This window comes from Natronobacterium haloterrestre, from assembly GCF_900112205.1.
Taxonomy (GTDB): domain Archaea; phylum Halobacteriota; class Halobacteria; order Halobacteriales; family Natrialbaceae; genus Natronobacterium; species Natronobacterium haloterrestre.
This window is the reverse complement of the sequence record NZ_FOKW01000010.1, coordinates 16,131-37,895: the sequence shown is the minus strand read 5'-3', so window position 1 is coordinate 37,895 and position 21,765 is coordinate 16,131. Positions and strand designations below refer to the sequence as shown.

18 protein-coding genes and 1 pseudogene are annotated in these 21,765 nt (G+C 58.9%); 9 read left to right on the top strand and 10 right to left on the bottom strand.

Annotated features, from left to right (window positions below; all coding sequences use genetic code 11):
- Positions 1-101: 101 nt before the first annotated feature.
- Positions 102-2,234 (top strand): hypothetical protein, encoded by a 2,133-nt coding sequence (locus tag BM113_RS17485; RefSeq protein ID WP_089789316.1) that lies wholly within the window; start codon positions 102-104, stop codon positions 2,232-2,234.
- Positions 2,235-2,247: 13 nt separating this feature from the next.
- On the opposite strand, the gene BM113_RS22905 is transcribed toward BM113_RS17485, so the two are convergent.
- Both BM113_RS22905 and BM113_RS17480 read right to left on the bottom strand, forming a co-directional pair.
- The gene (locus BM113_RS22905) at positions 2,248-2,382 is read right to left on the bottom strand and encodes a DUF7503 family protein (protein WP_007143213.1); all 135 of its coding nucleotides are present in this window, start codon (positions 2,380-2,382) and stop codon (positions 2,248-2,250) included.
- A 506-nt stretch (positions 2,383-2,888) separates the two neighbouring features.
- Positions 2,889-5,786 (bottom strand): oligosaccharyl transferase, archaeosortase A system-associated, encoded by a 2,898-nt coding sequence (locus BM113_RS17480; RefSeq protein ID WP_089789315.1) that lies wholly within the window; start codon positions 5,784-5,786, stop codon positions 2,889-2,891.
- A 149-nt stretch (positions 5,787-5,935) separates the two neighbouring features.
- Here BM113_RS17480 and aglG point away from each other — a divergent pair, with 149 nt between their 5' ends.
- The gene (gene aglG, locus BM113_RS17475; RefSeq protein ID WP_089789314.1) at positions 5,936-6,967 is read left to right on the top strand and encodes a glucosyl-dolichyl phosphate glucuronosyltransferase; all 1,032 of its coding nucleotides are present in this window, start codon (positions 5,936-5,938) and stop codon (positions 6,965-6,967) included.
- Between the two features lie 43 nt (positions 6,968-7,010).
- Entirely contained in the window at positions 7,011-7,994 is a 984-nt protein-coding gene (locus BM113_RS17470; protein WP_089789313.1) for a glycosyltransferase, read from the top strand.
- A 1-nt stretch (position 7,995) separates the two neighbouring features.
- Here BM113_RS17470 and BM113_RS17465 read toward each other — a convergent pair whose 3' ends face one another.
- The gene (locus tag BM113_RS17465; RefSeq protein WP_007143209.1) at positions 7,996-9,441 is read right to left on the bottom strand and encodes a lipopolysaccharide biosynthesis protein; all 1,446 of its coding nucleotides are present in this window, start codon (positions 9,439-9,441) and stop codon (positions 7,996-7,998) included.
- Positions 9,442-9,621: 180 nt separating this feature from the next.
- Between BM113_RS17465 and BM113_RS17460 the strand changes: the two genes are divergently transcribed.
- The gene (locus BM113_RS17460; protein WP_238593381.1) at positions 9,622-10,389 is read left to right on the top strand and encodes a hypothetical protein; all 768 of its coding nucleotides are present in this window, start codon (positions 9,622-9,624) and stop codon (positions 10,387-10,389) included.
- Positions 10,390-10,412: 23 nt separating this feature from the next.
- Here the strand turns inward: BM113_RS17460 and BM113_RS17455 are convergent, their stop codons facing one another.
- Positions 10,413-11,420, bottom strand: coding sequence for a glycosyltransferase family 61 protein (locus tag BM113_RS17455; protein WP_143095856.1), 1,008 nt, complete (start codon positions 11,418-11,420; stop codon positions 10,413-10,415).
- A 380-nt stretch (positions 11,421-11,800) separates the two neighbouring features.
- Between BM113_RS17455 and BM113_RS17450 the strand changes: the two genes are divergently transcribed.
- On the top strand, positions 11,801-13,291 hold the full coding sequence (locus tag BM113_RS17450) for a sulfatase family protein (protein ID WP_089789312.1): 1,491 nt from the start codon (positions 11,801-11,803) through the stop codon (positions 13,289-13,291).
- 150 nt (positions 13,292-13,441) lie between these two features.
- On the opposite strand, the gene BM113_RS17445 is transcribed toward BM113_RS17450, so the two are convergent.
- Positions 13,442-14,905: a sulfatase-like hydrolase/transferase gene (locus tag BM113_RS17445; RefSeq protein WP_089789311.1), complete on the bottom strand. Its 1,464-nt coding sequence runs from the start codon at positions 14,903-14,905 to the stop codon at positions 13,442-13,444.
- 134 nt (positions 14,906-15,039) lie between these two features.
- The gene (locus BM113_RS22415) at positions 15,040-16,044 is read right to left on the bottom strand and encodes a hypothetical protein (RefSeq protein ID WP_177209205.1); all 1,005 of its coding nucleotides are present in this window, start codon (positions 16,042-16,044) and stop codon (positions 15,040-15,042) included.
- 165 nt (positions 16,045-16,209) lie between these two features.
- Here BM113_RS22415 and BM113_RS17435 point away from each other — a divergent pair.
- Positions 16,210-16,960: pseudogene (locus BM113_RS17435) on the top strand (sugar phosphate nucleotidyltransferase); the annotation flags it as partial.
- A complete protein-coding gene (gene aglM / locus BM113_RS17430) occupies positions 16,957-18,258 on the top strand; it encodes a UDP-glucose 6-dehydrogenase AglM (RefSeq protein ID WP_089789309.1) in 1,302 nt (433 codons plus the stop codon). The pseudogene BM113_RS17435 and the gene aglM, both read left to right, overlap by 4 nt.
- A 16-nt stretch (positions 18,259-18,274) precedes the next feature.
- On the opposite strand, the gene BM113_RS17425 is transcribed toward aglM, so the two are convergent.
- The gene (locus tag BM113_RS17425) at positions 18,275-18,499 is read right to left on the bottom strand and encodes an antitoxin VapB family protein (protein ID WP_089789414.1); all 225 of its coding nucleotides are present in this window, start codon (positions 18,497-18,499) and stop codon (positions 18,275-18,277) included.
- Positions 18,500-18,640: 141 nt separating this feature from the next.
- Positions 18,641-18,856 (bottom strand): antitoxin VapB family protein, encoded by a 216-nt coding sequence (locus tag BM113_RS17420; protein WP_089789308.1) that lies wholly within the window; start codon positions 18,854-18,856, stop codon positions 18,641-18,643.
- A 105-nt stretch (positions 18,857-18,961) separates the two neighbouring features.
- Between BM113_RS17420 and aglJ the strand changes: the two genes are divergently transcribed.
- Complete coding sequence (gene aglJ, locus BM113_RS17415) at positions 18,962-20,062, top strand: S-layer glycoprotein N-glycosyltransferase AglJ (RefSeq protein WP_089789307.1); 1,101 nt, start codon at positions 18,962-18,964, stop codon at positions 20,060-20,062.
- Between the two features lies 1 nt (position 20,063).
- On the opposite strand, the gene BM113_RS17410 is transcribed toward aglJ, so the two are convergent.
- A complete protein-coding gene (locus tag BM113_RS17410; RefSeq protein WP_089789306.1) occupies positions 20,064-20,393 on the bottom strand; it encodes a DUF5789 family protein in 330 nt (109 codons plus the stop codon).
- Between the two features lie 133 nt (positions 20,394-20,526).
- Between BM113_RS17410 and BM113_RS17405 the strand changes: the two genes are divergently transcribed.
- Positions 20,527-20,736, top strand: a complete 210-nt coding sequence (locus tag BM113_RS17405; RefSeq protein WP_007143200.1) for a ribbon-helix-helix domain-containing protein — start codon at positions 20,527-20,529, stop codon at positions 20,734-20,736.
- Positions 20,737-21,160: 424 nt separating this feature from the next.
- Here BM113_RS17405 and BM113_RS17395 read toward each other — a convergent pair whose 3' ends face one another.
- Positions 21,161-21,754, bottom strand: a complete 594-nt coding sequence (locus BM113_RS17395; protein ID WP_089789304.1) for a hypothetical protein — start codon at positions 21,752-21,754, stop codon at positions 21,161-21,163.
- Positions 21,755-21,765: the final 11 nt, after the last annotated feature.

Here is a 21,765-nt window from a genome sequence, read left to right as displayed (position 1 = left end):
AGTCGACCGGGTGAACGGACCGGTCCGTGACGGCGGTCCGGTGAAGAACCCTTTTTGGTAGTGCAACCGAATGATCCCTCCAGCGACGACGGGGCAATCGTATGATCGAGTTCGACGCAACAGCGGACCCGCCGGGAATCGAGGTGTACGATTCGATCGAACAGCGCCGGCTCCGGCTCCGGACGGACGCGACGGCGCCGTCCGCAGAGCCGCCGACTGGATTCCCGTTTCCCGTCGACACGAAGTGTACGATCGAGACGGACGAGATCGTCTTCGAACAGCCCTACGCTGTGAAAATCCACGACGAGCAGGGTGTGACGAGCGATAGTCCCGAAATCGGCGAGACGGTGACCCTCGATGAACGGACCCAGTTCGTCGGTATGAGCGGCCCGATAAAACTGTACTTCCGGGTCGACGCCGGCGGGGTCATCGAGCGACGAGTGACGTCGCTTCGGATCGGACTCGACGCGGAGACGACGGTCGCCATCGGCGCGCGGTCGCTGCACGACCGGCCCGCCGGCACGATCACGACGCCGCCGGACCTCGAGTCGATGTTGACGGCCGTCTCGGCCACCTCATCCGCCCTGAAGACCACCTCGCCCGAGCGGACGTGGCCCACGCTGCGCGGGCATCCGCCGTTGATCGAACTCGGCGACGAACTCGATATTCCGGCCGAGATCGACGACGAGCGCCCCGACACCGAGGTGACGCTGACGCTGCCGCCGACCCGCTCGGCGCTGTTTTCGGCGGCACCGCTGGCCTTCTTCCTCGGTGCGGATCTCCGGACCGGCGACGCGCCTGCGCTCGCGACCGACGGCGTCGAGCACCCGCTGCAGACCGGGAGGGCGTTCGAGGACGGGGTCGCGCGCCTCCTCAAGCAGTTTTTCTTCCTCGATTGTCTCACGCGGACCGAGGGACTCTTCCAGTACGACCTGCACGAACGGACCGTCCTCGAGGGCGATCTGCCGTTCGACTTCGGGACGATCTACGACGCCCCCCTGGCCGAGCGGATCGAGCGGTACCTGGAGGTGCCCTACGATCGGATCGAACCCCACGTCCCGCGGTGGCCGCTGACGGCTCACGTCCCGGCGGAGGCCGACACCGTCGAACTGGTCCCGTTTCTCATCAACGAACTCGGCGTGATCCGGACCGCTCGCGTGATCGATCGATCCGAGCCCGAGGTCGATGCCCCGTCGACGGCAACGGCGGGCGGGCCGGATTCGCAACTCGTCCGCGCCGCGAGCGGGGGCGAAACCGAACTCGGCCGCGCGCCGTCACCCAATTCCGATCCCGACCCCGGCCCCGACCCTGACGGCCCCACGCTCGTCGAACCCGACGTCACGACCGAATCCGTCGAGCACGCCTGGTTCGGCGACGCCATCCCGCGGGGCGCCTCGAAGGCGACCGTCGAAGCCTACCGTAACCAGTTGAACCGGGACGCGCGCAAGGAGTCGATCGACATCCTGCTCGTCTGTAACGACGCCCGGATGCTCGAGGAGCACGACCTGCTCGACGACACCTACGGCAGTCACGAACGGGTGCCGTTCGACGTCGACTCGGAGTTCGGCGTCAGCACCGATCGACTGGCCGCGTTGCTGACGGAAGGGGGATACGACTTCTTCCACTACGTCGGGCACGCGACCCCGGACGGCCTGCGGTGCTCCGACGGCGAACTCGACGTCCGCGACCTCGAGTCCGTCGACGTCAGCGTCTTCTTCCTGAACGCCTGTCGCTCCTACGAACAGGGGCTGGCGCTGACTCGTCGCGGCGCCTACGGCGGCGTCAGCACCTACAGCGACGTTGCGAACGAACTGGCCGTCGAGGCCGGCGAGACGATGGCCCGCCTGCTCAACCAGGGGTTCCCGCTCCGGGGAGCGGTCGACATCGCCCGCGAGAACGCCTCGCTGGGCGACCAGTACCTCATCATCGGTGACGGGTCGACCGACATTGCCCAGTCCGACGGCGGCGCACCGGTGCTGATCGAACTCGAGCACCGCGAGGCGGGCTTCGGATTCGCGCTCCAGTCTTACTCGACCAAGGAGTACAAACTCGGAACGACGACGGAATCGACGCTGCCGACGGTGGCGGACCGTCATCTCGGCCCGTCACACACCGTTTTTACCGAGGTCGAACCTGACGTCCTTCGGGAGTACTTCACCTGGAACGAACCGCCCGTGCGACTCGACGGAGAACTGCGCTGGTACCACGGGATCGGATCGACGCCACTGGATTAAAACAGCGCTCGTTTTACGGCCCGACCTCGGACGCGCTCGAGGCAGCCGCTGCTCCAACCTGACTCAGGAGAACGAACAGCGTGAACAGGACGCCGATCATTCGGGGGTGCTGTGCGAGGTAGTCGGACATGCCGTCTGCGTCGGACATTGCATTCCATTGGTTGTTGCCATAGGAAATCAAATTATCTTATAGTTCCGGATAGCATAGAGTAAAAACCATTAGCTATAGCCGGGTATTTAATTTCTTCAGGCCCGCTACCCGGAAGAATAACGGGACAGGCCACGTTAACGTCCCACGAGTTTCAGGATCGGAGAGTGTACGGGCAGGCGAGTGTTCGACGAGGGCACACTATAGTAGCCGCCGAAAGTCAATACACTCCACTCGAAGGACTGCCGTCCGGTGCGAAACTAACGAAGTGAATGTGAACCACGGCTACTGTGATCGGTGCGGGAATCGATTCGGGCGTTCCAATAGTTCAGCAGTGGCCTAGCTCGGCAGAGAATACGACAGGGAGTTCTATTCCAGCCGATCGCCACCCGCTGTGTGATCGCTACCGGGGCACGTCGACTACGCTAAGCAGCGAGAAAATCACCCGAAACATCCGAAATCGCCGAGCGAGTCGTGACCGCGCAGTTCGGTTCCCCTATCCAGGCCTACGAGTCGGTATCGGTTTCGTCGTCAGCGGACTCGGCGTCTTCGCCGTCGGCATCGGTATCGCTACCCTCCTCGTCCTCACTCCCTTCCTCGTCTTCACCCTCTTCTTCCGGCGGCGATTCGAGGTCGACTTCCTCGAGGTCGACGTCGACCGTGCCACCGTTTACGACCGCGGTCTCGGGGACGGACGTCTGTCCCTGGTAGAACTCGAGTTCGTTGCCGTCGGATGCGTCGACGGTGACGTTGTACTCGCCGAGCGCTTCGACGCTGCTGTTCGTGTAGCCGTCCTCGACGCCGAGTTCGTCGTTCGTCGCGTACGGGACGGTGAGTTCGAAGCTCCCGTCCGACGCGAGCTCTCCGTCCTGGACGTACGTGAACGAGTCGCGCTGACCGGGTGACTCGAGTTCGATCGACGCGGCGACCGTCGCGTTCTCGGTGTCGATCCCGTTGGCGTTGGCGTCGATGCTTCCCGTGATCGTCGCACCGTCGACCCGTTCGTAGGTCTTTACCGCCGATCCCTGACGCTGATCGAAGATCTCGTAGTCGAGTTGCGGGTGCAGATCGATCTGCTGGAGTTGCTGCTGGGCCGAGTCGATCCGCTGGTTGATGAACACCTGTGGGTTCCCGTCGTCGTCCATCACGACCTCGTCGGTCTGTTGATCGATCACGGCGTAGCTGACGAACTGGGACGTGTAGATGTCGTTCTCGTGAACCAGCCGGTAGTGCTCCATCCCGCTCGCGTCGTCGAAGTACAACGTAGCAGCCGTCGTGTTATCGTACGGAACGTCGTCGAAACGATCCTCGAGTTCGTCCCGTTCGATGCGTTCGCCCGGCTCGAGGTCGGTCGGCGTCGTGTAGTACTGGTAGTCCGGTCCGCTCCACGTGGAGATGGCGGCGAACTTCCCGCCGACCATCTGGTCGTCGATCATCACGTAGCGGATCTCCTCGTCGAGTGCTTCGCCTTCGGTCATCGACTCGAGTTCCGCGATGCTCTCGTCCTCCGGTGACTCGCCGGCAGCGATCGCATCGAGGATCAGTTCCGACCGCTCCTCCGACTCGGCGGTCAGGAACGCCGAGGACGAGGTCGCTCCGGACTGGAACGGGTTCGAGTGGGGGATCCGTTCGCCCTGTACGGTTATCAGGTGGCCGTAGTCCCACCACGACATGACGCCGTAGGTGCCGTCCGGATAGTCGAAGTCGCCGTCGTCCGGCTGTTCGTACGTCCCGTAGAGCTCGAGTTCGTCGGCGCGTTCGTGCTCGCCCCAGTTTCCGGGCTCCGGCGTGTTCTCGTTTAGCCACTGGTTCGAGTCCTCCCAGATGATCGAATCGGGATGGGGCCCGGTGTTGTCCGACCGGTTCCAGGCCGTGTCAGTATCGGCGGCAACGGGAGGCAACAGGGGCGCAAAGAGCAGCATGACGACGAGCAGGACGGCGATGACCTGATACGTCTCGATTTCTCTGAGGGAGTCGATCCCCGACTGGAGATCCAGATCGAACAGTCGGACGATATCCGCGATGAACACCGCGTTGACGACCGCGACAGGCAACGCGAGGTAGTACGCGAACCTGATCTGGGTCGCGGACATACTGATCAGGAACAGCGACCAGACCACGACGAGCGTGTACTCGGACCGCCACTCTCGACCGAGGTACGGACGAAGGGTCAGGAGAGCGAGCCCGGCGAGCATCGTGTAGAAGGCCGTTCCGAACTCACCGAAGACGTGCTCGGTGTAGTCGGCCGGCGGCTGGGCCTCCTGAATCGTGAGGTCCGTGGCGGCCCCGCCGAACGGGAGGACGCGCCGTGTCGCGTTGTCGACGATCGTTCCGAAGAGATCGGGAAGCACGAGCCACAGCACGAGCGACGAAGCCCCGATCAGACCGGCGATCGCAGCGGGGTAGTACCGCCGGTCGACGTCGTAGCCGTTCCACTGGCGCGCGAACCAGGCCATAAACACACAGCCGGCCGCGACGAGCACGGCACTGAACGGCTGGATGTAACTGAAGCTCGTCACGCTCGTTCCCGGATCTTCGATCAGCAGGGCCGTGAGCAGCGCAGTCACGCCGAGACTCACCGCACCGACGAACGCGACGTGGTCCGGGGAGATCCCGCGGACGTAGTCGAGACAGAGCTGCACCGTAAAGAAGATCGCGAAGATACCGATCAGAACGACCGCCGGCGGCCACACCCAGACGTATAGCGAAAGAGCGATGCCCGCCAGAGCGCTGTAGATCGTCGGCTTGCGAAGCGTCTCCCAGTCTCGGTCGACGACGAGTTCGTAGATCGGCTGTTCGCGCTCGGCAACCCGCAGCGCGACCATCATCGCCAACACGGCGATCGCCATGAACAGTACCTCGGCGACGTGGTGCTGGAGTTGGCCCGCCGTCGTTCTCGAGAGGAACTGACCGCGCGCAAGCGCGAGCACGATAACTGCCACGATACCACCCATCGTGCCGCCGAGGCGGCGACCCATGTAGAAGACGGGAATCGCGACGAGGGCGGCCATCACGGGGACTGCAAGGAGGGACACTGTGTACAGCGTCTCCGGGGACGGATCGCCGAGACCGACGATCATCGCCGCAGTGACGATCAGTTGGTCGAACAGCGTGCCGAACTGCCCGACGTACCGTCCGGACGGGAAACTCGTCCAGACCTCGTAGGGCATCGTGTTAGGATAGTTCTCCGCCGTCCACCGGACAGTACGCCAGTGATACCAGGAGTCGATCCCACCGAGTGCGGGGAGACCGTCTTCCATGGTAAACGCGTCCAGTGGCCGGGTCCGAACCCAGATCATGAACGCCATCAGGGCGCCGATAACGGGGACGTGGTACCAGTCTTCCCACCTGTCGAGGACGGAGGTTTCCGTTCCCTCCTCGAGGTGTTCGGTGTCGGTACTCATTAGGTTGCACCAGACCCAAGTCAAGAATAAGCCTTGTCATCTCCCTGCGGTATTCCGTTCGAGCGCCGTCACCGATATCTCGAGGCGGGACGTCAGGGCCGCTACGCGAACGAAAAAGCTTATTCTCCGCTCACGGAAATGACGCGCCAATGACTGGCATCGGTACCGGATCCGACTTCGACTCCGCTTCCGACTCGGACTCCGACTCGGACTCCGACCCCGGCCCTGGTCCCCTCTCGGTCTCCGTCGTCATCTGCACCTACGCGATGGAACGCTACGACGTCTTCTCGGAGTGCGTCGACAGCGTGCTCGATCAGACGTACGAACCCCTCGAGATCGTCCTCGTCGTCGACGGCAACGAGGCAGTGTTCGACCGCGTCCGAGCGGATTACGGCAACCTCGAGGACGTCGTGGTACACTGCAACGACGAAAATCAGGGAATTTCCTACAGCCGTACTCGAGGTGCCGAACTCGCGACCGGCGACGTCGTCGCTTTCATCGACGACGACGCCGTCGCCGAGACCGATTGGGTAGCCGAACTCGCTCGAGTCTACGAGGAGACGGACGCGATCGCCGTGGGAGGACACGTCGCCCCCGACTGGGTCACCGAGAAACCGGACTTCTTCCCCGAGGAGTTCTACTGGCTCGTCGGCTGTGACGAACGCGGGTTCGGCGAGCACATGGAGGAACTGCGCAACACCTACGGGTCGAACATCTCCTACCGGCGGGACGTCTTCCTGAACGTCGGCGGCTACGACGAGAACACCGGCCGAAAGGGCGACCGTCACATCCAGGCCCACGAAGCGCCGGTCTGCATCCGGATCGCCAACAAGTACGGCAAGGGCGTGATCTACAACACGGACGCCGTGGTCCACCACAAGCTGTTCGACTACCGCGGCGACTTCCGCTGGCTTGTCGGTCGGTCGTTCTGGCAAGGGTACTCGAAGCGAATTATGGACCTGCTGTTACCCGAAGCGAAAGGCGATAAGAACGAATATCTGGGGCAGTTGCTCCTCGAGTTCGTCCCCGATCGATTACGAGGACTCGCCGAGGAGCCGTCGTCGGCGAAGGCGAAGCAGCTCGCGGCGATCTTCGTCTTTACGGCTGCGGTCGGGTTCGGGTATCTGTACGGGTTGGCCCAGTCGAACGACTCCCTCGTAGGCGAACCAGCGAACGTGTGACTGGGACCCAATCGCGTTTCACTCTCGATCTCGATCTCGATCGATGACCACTACTTCCAACATCCAGGCGTTACATCTCGTCACGTCCGAAGAGGTCTTCTTCACCCAGCAGATCGACACTCTCGAGCGGAAAGGCGTCGATACGACTGTCCTCGTCGTCCCCGGTGCCGATCAGATCGACGGCGATATGGGAAGCGGTCGAGGCGTCGCGGAGTATCTCCAGTTCCTTCCGAAAGTTCGCCAGGAGCTTCGGTCCGGCAACTACGATCTGATCCACGCGAACTACGGACTCACCGCCCCATACGCGATCACCCAGTTTCGTCTTCCCGTCGTCCTCACGTTGTGGGGGTCGGATGTCGTCGGGTTCGACGGTGCGGTCACGAAAGCTTGCGCCTGGCGTTGCGACGCAATAACTGTCCGAAGCGAGGAAATGCGAGACATGCTCGGACGAGACGCCCACATCCTCCCCAGCGGGATCGACCTCGAGCGGTTCGAACCGATGGATCGTCGCGAGGCCTGTGAACGGGTCGGTTGGGACCCGGACCGGAAACACGTCCTCTTCCCGTATTCACCGGACTACGAGCGGAAAAACTACCCGCTGGCGAAACGCGTTACCGAGCGGACTCGGGATCGGTTGGAAGCCACTGATGACGAAATCGAACTACAGACCATCTCCGGAGTCCCTCACGAACGCGTTCCCATCTTCATGAACGCTGCTGACGCCCTTCTACTGACTTCGAGACACGAAGGGTCGCCGAACACGGTCAAAGAGGCGATGGCGTGCAACCTGCCAGTGGTTTCGACCGACGTCGGCGATGTCCGGACACGGCTTCGCGACGTCTCTCCTTCAGGCGTCGGAACAACTGAAGACGAACTGGTCGACGAACTCGTAGCCGTTCTCGAGTCGGGAAGACGATCGAACGGTCGTGACGCAGTCCGAGAGGTCAGCTGGGATCGTATCGGGGATCGAATCCTCGATATTTACGAGTCAGTACTGTCCGCTGACGAATCCGAGGTCGCCGGTTGAACTACGGTTCGACAAGCACTGGGAGGTCGATCGGGACGTTATTCCGGACGACGTTGCGAAACCGCGGTGACATCGCCAGCAAACTCATTACGTAGATTGTAGCTCCTATCCCGACGATCCCGACGGTAACGATTGCGGCGCGGGCACTCTCCGAGGTCGGCCCGGCCAATTGAGTGAGTGGATATACGGCGACAGCCATTACGATAGCAGCAGCCACTTGCCGGGAGATTTCGCCGAGCGGTGGCTCGAAGTCGATCTGTGTTCGAACCATAACGTAAGCGGCGGTAAGACTCACACCCGCCGAAAGTGCGGTTCCGAACGCAGCACCGACCCATCCGAATACAGAGACCAGCGCAACGTTCGCGATGATATTAGCCCCAACGAATAGTCCGTTGACACGAAACGTGATGTCGGGTCTATCGATCCCGCTGAGCGTATTCAAGAATTGTTCAAGATACGAATAGAGCAGAGCGCCCACGAGGAGAATTGGCAAGACCGTCTCTCCCCGTACGAACTCCCCGCCGTAGATGGCGAGGACTCTATCACCGACGAGTACTCCACCAACTATTCCGGGAATCAACACGAAACCTGCGAAAGCGACTGCATCGTTGGTCAGTGACGCAACGCTGTCTCGTTTCCCTTTCGCATCCAGTTTGCTGATCTCGGGAAACATCGCCGAACTAATTGCCTGCGTAAAGATAAGGAAGAATGAACAGAGTGCCCACGCGATCGAATAGACACCGACTAATCCGCTCGAGACAAGTGCCCCAAGGATGAGAATATCGGCTTCACTGAACGTCTTCCCTTGCACGCGACCAAGCCAGGAGTATTTCGCGAACTCGATAAGCCGACGGAAATGTCGCCGTGATGGTCGCCTAAAATGGGGAGTCAGAACCACGAAGGCGATACCGGCGGCCAGCACCCATCCGCTCGTGTAGCCGATTAAGAGGCCGGTGAGTCCAAAACCGACGAACACGAGCGTGGTCTGAACAACCGCCCGACCAGCGATCTTGAGGGGCTTGAGGACTGCATAGATGTGGACGAGATAACGGCCCTGTAATGCGGCGTTTCCGAGACTGTTACACAACAATCCAAAGACCATCACTACGATGAGCAGGTGGACCTCCGCCCCGACATAGGCGTCAATCTGTTCGCCGAAGACGAATACCCCGGTCGCGATGACGAGAAAAATCGAACCGACAAGCATGACGCCCGCCCAGAAGTATGCGAACGGTTCGTCTCCTTCACTCATCCGCTTGATGACCGCGTTGCTGATTCCGATTCGACCGGCGACGGCAAGCCACGTCACGACCGCAAGCGCAACCGAATAGTAACCGAGAACTTCCGCGCCGAGGACGCGAGCGAAATAAATCGTCGCGAAAAAACCGATCGCTGAGGCAGAAATCTCGGCGATGAACTGGAGGAATGAAGTCTGTCCGATCCTCATGAAAGACGTTGTATACTCCGTAATCGTCCGGTGATAAACTTCCTTCGCTGTCTGTTTCGAACCGCCCCATTCGAGGTGTGATACGGTGAAGCGAGGTTTATTCCCGTCAGGCTACGTTTCCATGGCTAAGTGACACGAAGAGCAAGTCGTATTTACGGCACTCGTTCGTACCCCCGCATAATGTCACTCGTCGCGAGAGCACGGTCAGTGTTCGACGCTGGAGGACTATACGGACTGATATCGTCGACGCGGGCATATCTGACGCATCATCCTGCGCTCGTTCGCTCGCTCATTTTTGCTCGCCATACCTATTATCGGTGTCTTAAAGGATACAACGCTCTCGCGGACCCGTTCGAGTTAATCGAGATCGATCCGAATAACATCACAATGGCAAATCGTGAAATTGACAAATACCTCGCATCGGGAGCCATCAGGGGGGGCAACTGGGACCGACAAACCCAGCCGTACGAACGCTCGCTCAAGTATCGGTCCGTCGAACAACGGTTTTGCCATGAGAAAGAATGGGAGGAAACCGACATCCACGACGAGTTGTGCCGTCGGATCGAAACGGAGGGTGAAGCAGATGGTTGCTATTCGATCTCAGACCTCGAGCGTCGATACGAGCGTATCGATCAACTCTACAAGAGTATCAAAGAACACGGTTACGATCCATCCCAAAACTACGACGGAGCCGATACCCGGATCGAAACGTCGCTCGATCAAATCTGTGTGAGTATCGGACGAGATGGTGAGCTAATCTTTTGTGGGGGAGGAAACCATCGGTTCTCCATTGCAAAAATACTTGACCTCGACGCGATTCCCGTTCGGGTCGTCGTACGCCACCGAAAATGGCAGCGAAAGCGTGAGAAGATCGCTAATGGGGCTCATGAAATCGATGCGACTGTCCATCCCGATTTTCAGGATATCATTTCGCAATCTTATCCATGAAGTGATCGGAAATGACAAAGAATTCAGTGTTCTCCCAGTTGGTGCTCAACACATCGGCGAACGGATGTCGGATCGGCTCGGAGATCAGATCTCATTGGATCGCAGCGAAGGAACTCGTAGTCGAGATCGAGCGCCGCCGAGAGCATTCGATACGTCGGCTTTATTTTCTCCCCAAACAGTTCAAGTACGGAACAATCGTCCGCAAAAACGAGGTTCGCTAACCCGGCACCATGGGGAGCAACGACAGCCTCCGCTTCGAAGAAGAGTCGAACCTGCTCAGCAAAGGAGAGATCCGTCAAGGAGTACGACTCGAAGCCGAGCTCGGATAGCGACTCCACGAGTTTCGTTTCATTGGTCACTCTTCGGCGATCGGCGTCGCTTCTGGAGATATAGATCCGCCGTCTCCTGCTCGTCGATAACTGTTCGTCCGTCACTGCTTGTACGTCTCGGGCCACAGAACGGAGCCAACGACAGGCAGATGGGGCTGGTATTTTGTACCCGAGATCGTAGGTGAACCGGTGTACGTACGCTGACCGCGGTTGTTCTGGAGAGCGAATGGATGGAACGATCAGGCCATCGACCGTCGCCCGATTGCCCTGCCACATTGCGACTTGCTTGCCATATCCAAAATACTCGAGAGATTCGAGAACCCAACTGGGCGGATTCCCCGAGAGAAGAATCGTTGCACGGCGTCCTGTCTGACGTTCCCACTTGGCAACGCCTTCGAGGCGCGGTAATCCTTTCAAGATCCAGTGCGAATAGCCCCCGAGACAGCCGTCGACGAACGAGCAGACGTTTGCTAACCGGTCGTCATCCGCGCGAGCGACTCCCGGGGCCGTCGGATCACGTATTGTTCGCGCCAGGAGCTCGGGTTCGGCAAGCAACGATCGCTCGAGTTGGTCACGTCGACCCAGAGATGTTTCGAGTAGTAGCGCGCCGTTTGGCGCGGCGACGAGAGCATCGGCTCCAAGGAGCCGCGCGGTCGATAGTTGACAGACGAATGGTCGATCGAACCGGTAGGTGCCGCTCATTCGGTTGAGATCCTCCGGCGCGTCCGGAAGTGATGGAACAGTGACCGACTCAGCACGTCCAAAGGATAGACGATCAGCACCAGCCGAACGACGGAGCGCCACTCGATCGAGGTATCGGACTCGCGTATCCAGTGCCAGTTTTGCAAGGAGGAGTCTGGGTGCGACGGCAGTATCGAATCCGCGGCGAACCAGATCGAGAGGACCGAGATCCCGAATTTTCTGCTGTACTCGAGTGAGGACCATACGGAGAGTTTTCGATGGATATTGAAGCCAGTAATGAAAGTAGCTGACGGCCAGACAACAAGGACCCGCAGAACGCACGATCGTGATACCGGTACGAGACGTGGTATTTTAATCCGTTGCTCGAGTAAGGTCGAACAATGAATATCCTCGTCGTCGTCGTTGATGCGCTTCGCGTCGACCGCGTCGGGAGTTACGGCGGGCGATCGGTCACACCGACTATTGACGAACTCGCTGCTGACGGAACAATCTTCGAGAATGCTTACAGTACGACGAATGCGACCGACCCGGCCTTAACATCACTTCAGACGGGTCAGTATCCGCGAACACATGGCGTACTCAACCACGGATCCCATGTGAGCGAGATGGAAAAAAAGCGTGTTGAAGACACATCGACGCTACCGTCAGTCCTTAATAAACGTGGATTCGCGACCGGTGCGTTCGGGCGACCACTCGGACGGTGGCACCGTCGCGGTTTCGATCGCTATCCGGAGTTGACTTCTGCTCACTGGCGGCTCAAGTCCTTGGAAAAGGCGGTTAGTGACATCCTTTATTCGGTCCATCCATCGATCGGAGACGTTATTTCCGGCGTATATAACAGTCTCACTGATCGAACTGGAAGCGACGACGAAAACGAAATCGTCGAAGCGTTCGATTCGTTTCTCGAAGACGCAGACCGGTTTTATTCACTGGTCCACCTGATGGATACGCATACACCGTATGACGTCGACGAAAACCTCGTCGAGCGATACTTGGAACGATTCGAATACGAGAATACGCCGCTAACTGAGATTGCCGAACGGTTTCCGACGGGATCGATCACCTATAACAGTCTGCAACCCGGTGGCGTAGTCAATCAGAACAACGACCAGTGGCGAGGCCACGAGGTTGGTATCGGTACAGCGCTCGCGCGAGCCCAGTATGACGCGGCGGCCACCGAAGCCGACCGGAAAATCGACTCACTTCTCTCCGTTCTCCGCGATCGGGGGATGCTTGAGGAAACGCTGGTCCTCATAGTAGCCGACCACGGCGAGTCGCTGGGCGAGCACGACATTTATTTCGAGCACCACGGCCTCTACGAGGCGACGGTTCGCGTCCCGCTGATCGTTCGTCCACCGTTCGATGCGGTCGATCGCGTCTCCGAACTTGTCAATATTACGGATATCGCACCGACCGTACTCGATGTATTAGACGACAGTAAGGGATCTCCAACTGAATTCGACGCAGATGGTCGATCGCTTCTCCCTCTCCTTGAGGGATCAGATAGTGACGATACGTGGGACTCCCGGGAAGCAATTTTGCTTGAAGAGGCGAACACACAGCGATTCCGCGGTATCAGAACCCAGAATTGGAAGTATCTGCGCGCAGTCGGTGATCCAGCGTGTCGATACTGTGAGCGTCCTCATGGTGCAGCCGAGCAATTGTACGATTTGACCACGGATCCAAACGAGACGGAGAATCTCGTCGAGGACCGGTCCGAACAGGCGGCCAAACTCCGGGCACAACTGGAAGAACTGCTCTCGCGGTACACTCACTCCGAAAACGACCCCAACGCCTCAGATAATAGAAGTGTCGAATACGACGACGAAGAAGAGGTGCTCGACCGTCTCGAGTCTCTTGGTTATCGATAATTGGATTGATTAGCCGTTAAGTGCCTATTATTAACGAGAATTACGATTCAAGAGTATATTTTCGGAAATAACACCACTCTAACAAGAAGCAAACGTAAAGAACGGAATCGAGAACTTGCTCCACATATAGCAAGAGATTTTCGACATCGATTATCGAATATACCCCAAATCCTTCAAGTGATCTTCTAGTTCGTCGGTGAGTCCAACTGAATCATTGTCCTCACCTATTCCCGCAGGGTGCAAGGCATCATATATTTCGTTGACTGGTCTTGGCGTATGTTCTTCAACGACTTCCTGTTCAAATGGAGACTCAATAGATACCGTGACCGATTGGCCTTTATGCTGAGCATACTTTTTTACACCATTTTTATTATTTTCATAAACTGCTCGCCAGGGACCAGTGAAATTATTTATATTATCAATTGTTGGGAACTTATTCGTATTTTTATCTAACATTCTATATGTTGATGACAGAACAAGGTCGTCCTTTGTGAATTGATCTTTCTCACTCGAAGAAGACAGTACGGCCCGAATCACGTCCGGAATATTCGTGAGTGATGCCGTTTCAGAGACGGATTTTCCGTCCTTCTGACCAGGATATTTAACAATAAGCGGAACATGAGTAAGGACCTCATGGATCCCCCAATTATGGCCCGGGATCTTGATTTCGGGAGTAAGTCTGCTTCTTTCACCAAAACCCTCACCGTGGTCGCTCGTTACAATCACGAGCGTGTTCTCCAGTTCATCATCTTCTGATAATTGGTTGAAAAGTGTTTTTAATTGTTGGTCAACCTGAAAGATAGATCCATCGTACAACGCTTCCAATGCCCGCAATTCATCCCAACTACGAACCCCTGTTAACAGATCACCACTCGGGATCGTCTTTCCGTTCTGCATCTTGAGCGTTGACTTGTCCCCCCAGCGATTATATTGCGGGTCGGGAAGGTATGGACTGTGAGTGTCCATAAGATTCAAACAGGCAGCCCATTGTCCGGACTGGTCCTTTTCCCACTCCAAGAAACGCTCGATAAACCGGTCACCAGAAATCGTTTTGTTGTCGTCTATCCGTTTTACTTTTGTTTCCAGTTTGCGAAATCCTTCCCACCCGCAGTTACAAAGAGATCGAAGTGGTTGGTCATTTTTTAAACTCCGCTGAAAATTACCAAAAACCGAAAGATGGGCTTTGGTGTCCCGTGGTCCGTACGCGTCCTGGAAGAGTTTTTTACGACGCTTATGCGAAGTCTGAACGTCAGCTATCTCGGTGAACTCGAACGCCTCCGCTAAGTTAGACGCATGCGAGATTATGCGATTCGGTGTGAACAGTCCGGTACTGTAATCGTGGTCGCCGCTTAATTCTCTCCAGATGGTCTCCTCTAAATCAATTTGCGAATCGTGGTGTATCGCCCGATGTTCCTCTACGTGATATCCAGTAAACATACTCACGTGGCTCGCGATGCTGTGAATGCTCGGGGAACGTGGTTGCTGATAGAGAGTCGCCGCTTCCGCAAATCCGTCCAAAAACGGAGTCGTCTCACGGTCATAACCGTACACCCCCATGTTCTTGGCTCGAGCGCTATCTAAAATCACCAAGAGAACGTTCGGCAAATCACTCATATCATGCTTTTTTCGCTGAGGAACAAAAACCTTGAGAAACGACTGATGGAGGCGTTGCTATAGTCGTTAGTCCGAATCCAGGTTGATCACATAGACCCAAGATGGCCTTCCAAACATCACATGATAAGGATGTGCTATCTGTATCCAAGGGCTTCCAATTTTTCATCCAGCTCTTCCTGCCGCATCGAATCATATCGTTCAGGGGGTTCTGGATTGACATATTTTCTTTCGTCCCCCTCTATCACTAACCAAGGAACAATACATAGTTCCGGAACGTGGAGATAAGTCGGGTGTTCATATCGTTTCCGATACAGGGGAAACACACGTTCTCCTAGTAACTCTCCATGGTCCGCACTAATCACTGTCTTTCCAGTTAGTTGGGGTAATAATTCTTTCACGTGGGACAGAACCACATTTAGGTTTTCTGTGTATGCCTCTCTTATTTCAGTATCAGAAACATCCAACCCGTCGACTGTAGGGGCTTCTATCGTTTGGACAGTCCGGGGCGAGTTCTCTGTCTCTGTACGGGAGTCTTTTTGAGCCCGCTCTAGTGTCATTCCTGTTATGTTTATTTGACGGCTCAATCGTTCCCGCAATTCTCGCCCCTTTTCACCGATGTACGGAGCGTGTGGCTGCATGAAGTGTATGATCAAACGCTTTTGGGGATATTGCTCGTGAGCCTTGAGCGCTGTTTCCACGACACCACCGGGAGGGACAGTCATCAATTCCTCATCCCAGTGATCAAAGCAGGTTATTACGGCGTGGAAAACATCATCATCAAGGACATCGTAATACGTATTAGCAGTTACATACACCGTGTCGTGGAGATCCTCATTCGCGAAGTTCTCCTCAATAAATTCAAGGCTTGAGGAGCCATGAGAAATAACCGACTGAAGATCTCCGTCAATATTATTTTCATCGGAAAATATATCATATCGACATGCGTCCAACAGTAATAGATTGTCCCAGTCTTTTGCCATAACATCCGTTCCTTCGCCGTACCGCAACCGAAACGCCAAGTTTGTGATGGCGTGGTGTAAGTAGTGGGGATGTGATCGAATAAATGATGTCGATTTTTCTACCGTATTTAGAAGGCCGTTTTCTCGATAGGTATGTATTCCTTTTTTAACTAGTCCCATACGGCACCAATACGATTTGAACGGGATAAAGTATTGGCATTATTACGAGATACTGGCTGGCGGCTACCTCCCGTATTTGATATGTATTGGTAGGATTATATCTCGAAAGCATGTGATTTCCCAGTTTCGCCGTATTTACCATGATACCCACTCTGCCCCCACCGAAACAAACCCAAAGTACTCCTCGAGGTCGACGGCCACCTGTCATCGGGAACGTCTCCAGCAACATGCTCGAGATCGGTGCCTCTGCTTCCACCGTCGCGTATCGGAAGGAACGGATCATCGAGTGATACGACGACGAGGGCGAGGACGTCCCGATCACGTATGTTCGCCAGTGCGAACAACTCGAGCTCGCCCAGGTGGTTCTGCAGGCCGAACCCGACGTGGACGACTGCATGCTGATTCGAGGGATAAGTCGTCCGGGCGATTTGCGTGACGTGACAAACCCCACCGAAAAGAGCGTGCTGACGCCGCGTTCCTCGTCGAAGAAGTCCCGCACGAGGAAGCGTTACGGTACGGCGTCCTCACCAACGAATACGGCAAAATCCTCGCAGTAAGGCAGAAACCGGACAGCCCGACTTTCGCCCTCGAGATGACTGGCTTCTACACATTCGCGCCAGCGGTATTCCATGCCAGTCGCCTGGCAAACCCAGCGCCCACGGCGAGTACGAACTCCCAGATGCAATTGACCCGCTGATTCAGTCCAGTCGGACAATCGACGCGATCCGGAGGTGGCTAACGGATCGACATCAGCTACCCCGAAGATCGAGATCGAAGAAAACGACTCGAGAAGCAAACAGAAAGGGGAGAGCGAGGAGAACTCGAGACCGCCAACCCAGACAGGTTTGACCTACGGCGAAACGGTGGGTACCAACCAAAAACGACTAACGCCGACCGGTCCTCGCATCCCGTATGAACGTCTCCATCGTCGGCAGCGGGTACGTCGGCACCACGGTCGCCGCCTGCCTCGCCGACCTCGGCCACGACGTCGTCAACGTCGAGATCGACGAAGAAATCGTCGAAACGATCAACGCGGGGGAGGCCCCGATCCACGAGTCGGGCCTCGAGCCCCGCATCGCCGAACACGCGGGCGACTCGCTTCGCGCGACGACGGACTACGCCGAAGCACGCGAGACGGACGTCACGCTGCTCTGTCTGCCCACGCCCCAGAGCGAGGACGGCAGCCTCGAACTCGCCCCGATGCGGGCCGGCGCGGAGATGCTCGGCGAGGCGCTGGCCGAGAAGGACGACGATCACCTCGTCGTGGTCAAGAGTACGGTCCTCCCCGGCACTACGGAGGAGGTCGTCGCACCGATCCTCGCCGACGAATCGGGCACCCCGATCGGCGAGGGGATCGAGGTCGCGATGAACCCCGAGTTCCTCCGCATGGGAACCGCGGTGGGTGACTTCCTCGAGCCGGACAAGGTCGTCCTCGGAACCAGAACCGACGCCGCAGCGACCACCCTCCGCGACCTCTACGCCCCAATTCTCGCGAACGAGGGCACTCACCTCGTCGAGACCGACGTCCGCGAGGCGGAGCTCATCAAGTACGCGAACAATGCCTTCCTCGCGTCGAAGGTCTCGCTGGTCAACGAACTCGGGAACATCGCCAAGGAGTACGGCGCGGACGCCTACGAGGTACTCGAGGCGGTCGGCCTCGACGATCGCATCTCGGAGCGGTTCATGCGCTCGGGGCTTGGCTGGGGCGGGTCCTGCTTCCCGAAGGACGTCGCCGCGCTCCGGGCGGGCGCTCGCGAGCAGGGGTACGAACCCGAACTGCTGGACGCCGTCGTCGCGGTCAACGACGAGCAGCCGCGTCGACTCGTCTCCCTGCTGGCCGATCACGTCGACCTCGAGGGAGCCCGCATCGCCGTCCTCGGACTCTCGTTCAAGCCGGGCACGGACGACGTTCGGAAGTCCCGCGCGCTGGACGTCCTCGAGCACCTCGAGAACCGAGGCGCGTCGATCGTCGCCTACGATCCCGTCGCCACGGAGAACGTCCGCGAGAAGTACCCCGACACCGACCTCGAGTTCGCCGACTCCGCGGAGGCTGCCCTCGAGGGGGCCGACGGGGCCGTCGTCGCCACCGACTGGCCGGAGTTCGACGACCTCGATGGCGAGTTCGACGGGATGGCCCGGCGGGTGCTCGTCGACGGGCGACGGATCGACGTCGATCGGGATGCCCTCGAGGTGTACGAGGGGCTGACCTGGTAACGACAATCACAGCGTTTCATCGCTCGTCGTCGAACCTCGAGCGCGTTCTACGACTCAGTTCCCGAACGTCGGCCTCGACGGTGCTGTGCGTTTCCTGGTCGAGAACTCCCTCACCCGTAACGTCGGCGAGCCGTCGTCCTTCCTCAAGGTGGTCTCGAATGACGTCACTGAAACTCTGGTCCCCCTGCTCCCGTTTTAGTCTCCGGTAAACGTCGTCCGAGATAACGATGTTCTTGCTCACGTGGTAGATGTCTGCTCTCATACACAAAAATGTCGTCGAGCGACGTCTTGATGTATCAAAGCGTCGCATCCAGCAGCTTACCCGTCGTCCGTTTCCTCGTCGGTCAGATCGCCGAACGCCTCGAGCCCGTCGCGTTGCCGATCAACCTGTCCCCTGCCGGATTCGGCCCGTACCCGAGCGATGATCTCCTCGACTCCCGCTACGTCGTCCTCGAAAGCGCTCCGTACTCGCCCTCCAGCCAGAGTCGGACGCGTCGAGCAGCTGATCAAGAAGGTCGATGAAACTCTCATCGTCCCGCTTCCGTGCACACAGGCGCTCGTAGACAGCCTCTCGGTTGCTGATCGTCTTCGTCCTCATGTGTATGTGGCTGCACGGATAGCGTCGTCATAGTTCGGAAGCCGTCGTTCGACCCCACGACAGCTTTCAGTAACCTTTTGCGCCCCGACGAGAGAGTGACTGCCGATGGAGAATGACGGGACGCTCGCGCACGCGGATCGCGACGGCGGTGGGGAGGTCATCGCCATGAGCGATACCGGGACGACGCGCGAGATCGCGTCCGACGAGGTGTGCGTCCTCATTCCGACCCTCGACGAGGCGGCGACGATCGGCGACGTGATCGACGGCTTCCACGAGGAGGGCTACGGGAACGTCGTCGTCGTCGACGGCGGCTCCGAGGACGACACCCAGGAGATCGCCCGCGACCGCGGCGCACAGGTACTCGTCCAGTCAGGCGACGGGAAGGGCCAGGCCGTCCGCGAGGCCGTCGAGTACATCGACGTCCCTTACGTCCTGATGCTCGACGGTGACGGCACGTACGACCCCGCGGACGCCGAGCGGATGCTCGAGCCGCTGTCCCGCGGCTACGAGCACGTGATCGGTAACCGGTTCGCAGATATGGACGACGACGCGATGAAGGCCCTGAACGGCGTCGGGAACCGGCTGATCAATCGCTCGTTCCGGTTCATCCACGGAGCCGACTACGAGGACATCCTCTCGGGCTACCGGGCGTTTACGGTCGACTCCTTCGAACGCCTCTCGCTCGATTCTGACGGCTTTACGATCGAGACCGAACTCGCCGTCGAGTGTGTGAAACACGGTGTCGACACGACGGTCGTCCCGATCAGCTACAGTGCCCGACCGGAGGACTCCGAGACGAACCTTCACCCCGTGAAAGACGGCGGAACGATCATCCTGGCGCTGTACTCGCTGGCCAAGACCAACAACCCGCTCTTTTATTTCGGCAGCCTCGGGGTCACGGGTATCGTTACTGGCGCGCTCATCGCGGCCTACGTCGTCTGGGAGTGGGTGCAGTACGGGATCGGCCACGAAATCCTGGCGCTCGTCTCCGCGGCAGGCATCCTGCTTGGCGTCCAGTTGCTCATGTTCGGCGTGCTCTCGGACCTGCTCGTCACCTTACACCGCGAACAGCGCCGTCGCCTCGAGCGGATCACGAAAAAGTCGACGGCAGCCGAGAGCGGTGGTCGGCAGGACCGCGAGTCGGAAGAGGGTCGACCCGACGCCGAGATCGAGACGGAGACCGAAGCCGACGGCGGCCGCGGATAACTCAGAACGGAAGCATCGAGCGCATCTGCTGAAAGACGCCGCCGGAGTTCTGCCGACGGTATTCCTCGAACGGTTCGTGCAGTTCGTTCAGCAGTTGCTGGCGCGAGCGAAACTCCTCCGAGTCGACTTCCGCTAACATTTCGCCCAGCGAGACGTCGTTGCCGTGGACGTCGTAGGGGATGCGTGCGGTGCCGAGTTCGGCGGCGACGTCGTCCCTGGTGGCTGGAAACGAGAGATCAGCGTCCTTCAGGCGGGCGTCGACTGCGGCGATGCCGAACTCGACGCTCTCGGGTTCGTCGTCGTCTCCGTTCGATGGTGGCCGGACTCCCATAGCCTCCATTTGACAGGCCGCTATAAAAACCGCTACGAAGGCGCTCGAGCGGCGGCGGCCGTCCGGGGGTCACCGGTTTGGGGTCGTGCACGGTCGTCGACACGTCTTTGGTGACCGCGACGGACCATCCAGTATGACCGAATACACCACGGTTTCGATCCCGAAGGAACTCGCCGACCGCGTCGAGGACACGATCGAGGGGACGAGCTTCCAGAGCACGAGCGACCTCGTTCGCTTCCTGCTGCGCAGCATCGTCATCCAGCACCAGAAAGAGGGCGAACTCACGGAGGCGGAGTTCGAGGAGATCGCCGAACAGCTCCGTGGGCTGGGGTACCTCGAGTGAGCCGTTTCCGGGGACCCACTTCGAACGTTCGGATCCCCCGCTCATGACGAAGGGGGCAGTGCGACCGCCGCCGACCGTCGGCCGTTCGGTGGCGTAACCGGTCACGAACGGTCGACGGCGTTGCCAGCACTCAGGAGCCGACACGGATTTTATTCCGCTCGAGGGCGTAGCTCCGCCTGGAGGTCGAAGGTTCGTGCCACACATCCCGGACTTCCCGTCCCCGTCGGGTGACGACGAGGAGAACAGCGAAGACCGGCATCGTGGAGGAATCGTCGACCGAATCATCGACGGCGGGTTCCCGACTGCAGTGCCGACGCCAGTGCCGGTACCGGCCCCGGCGCCGGGGCCGGAACCGGAACTGGGACCGCGGTGACCCGTCGTCGGCCCTCGACGTGCGGTTCCGTCTCGAAACCGGATTTCTCGGCTACGTTCCGTCCCCATCGCCCTGCCCGAGTCGCCAGAGCCCCCGGTACAGCCACCACATGTCACGATCGAAGCGCTCGGCCAGTGACCGACAGCGGTCGAGATACGTCCGGTAGTCCGCGAGCGACGGCGACTCCGGGTAGGGGCGCTCGAGGTGGCCGTGCGTTCGCAATGTCTCCCACTCGCGTTCGCCGACGACGATGCAGCACACCGGCGCACCGAAAAACAGGAACGCCGAGGCGACCGGAACGTCGACGCCCTCGAGCGCGGTCAGTCGGTCGACCGGTTCTGCGATGGCGGATGAGCGATCGTCCCGATCGATCGCGGTCGCGGCGGCGACGATCGCGTCGCGAACGTCGTCGAACGCGTTCCGTTCGAAAGCGTCCTCGTGCCGGCGCCGCTCGGCGTTCGGGATCGCGCCGAGCGACCGCCGGTAGTACCAGCGAACGACCCACGCGGCGTCCCGCCAGCCGAACTCGCCGGTCCGGAACGCGCTGGGAAGTGTCTCGATTCCCTCGCGCTCGACCGGATAGAAGGGTTCTTCCTCGCGGTAGTCGGCGACGGCGGCCTCGAGGGCGGACCGGGTAAGCGCCATCGATCGGCCGT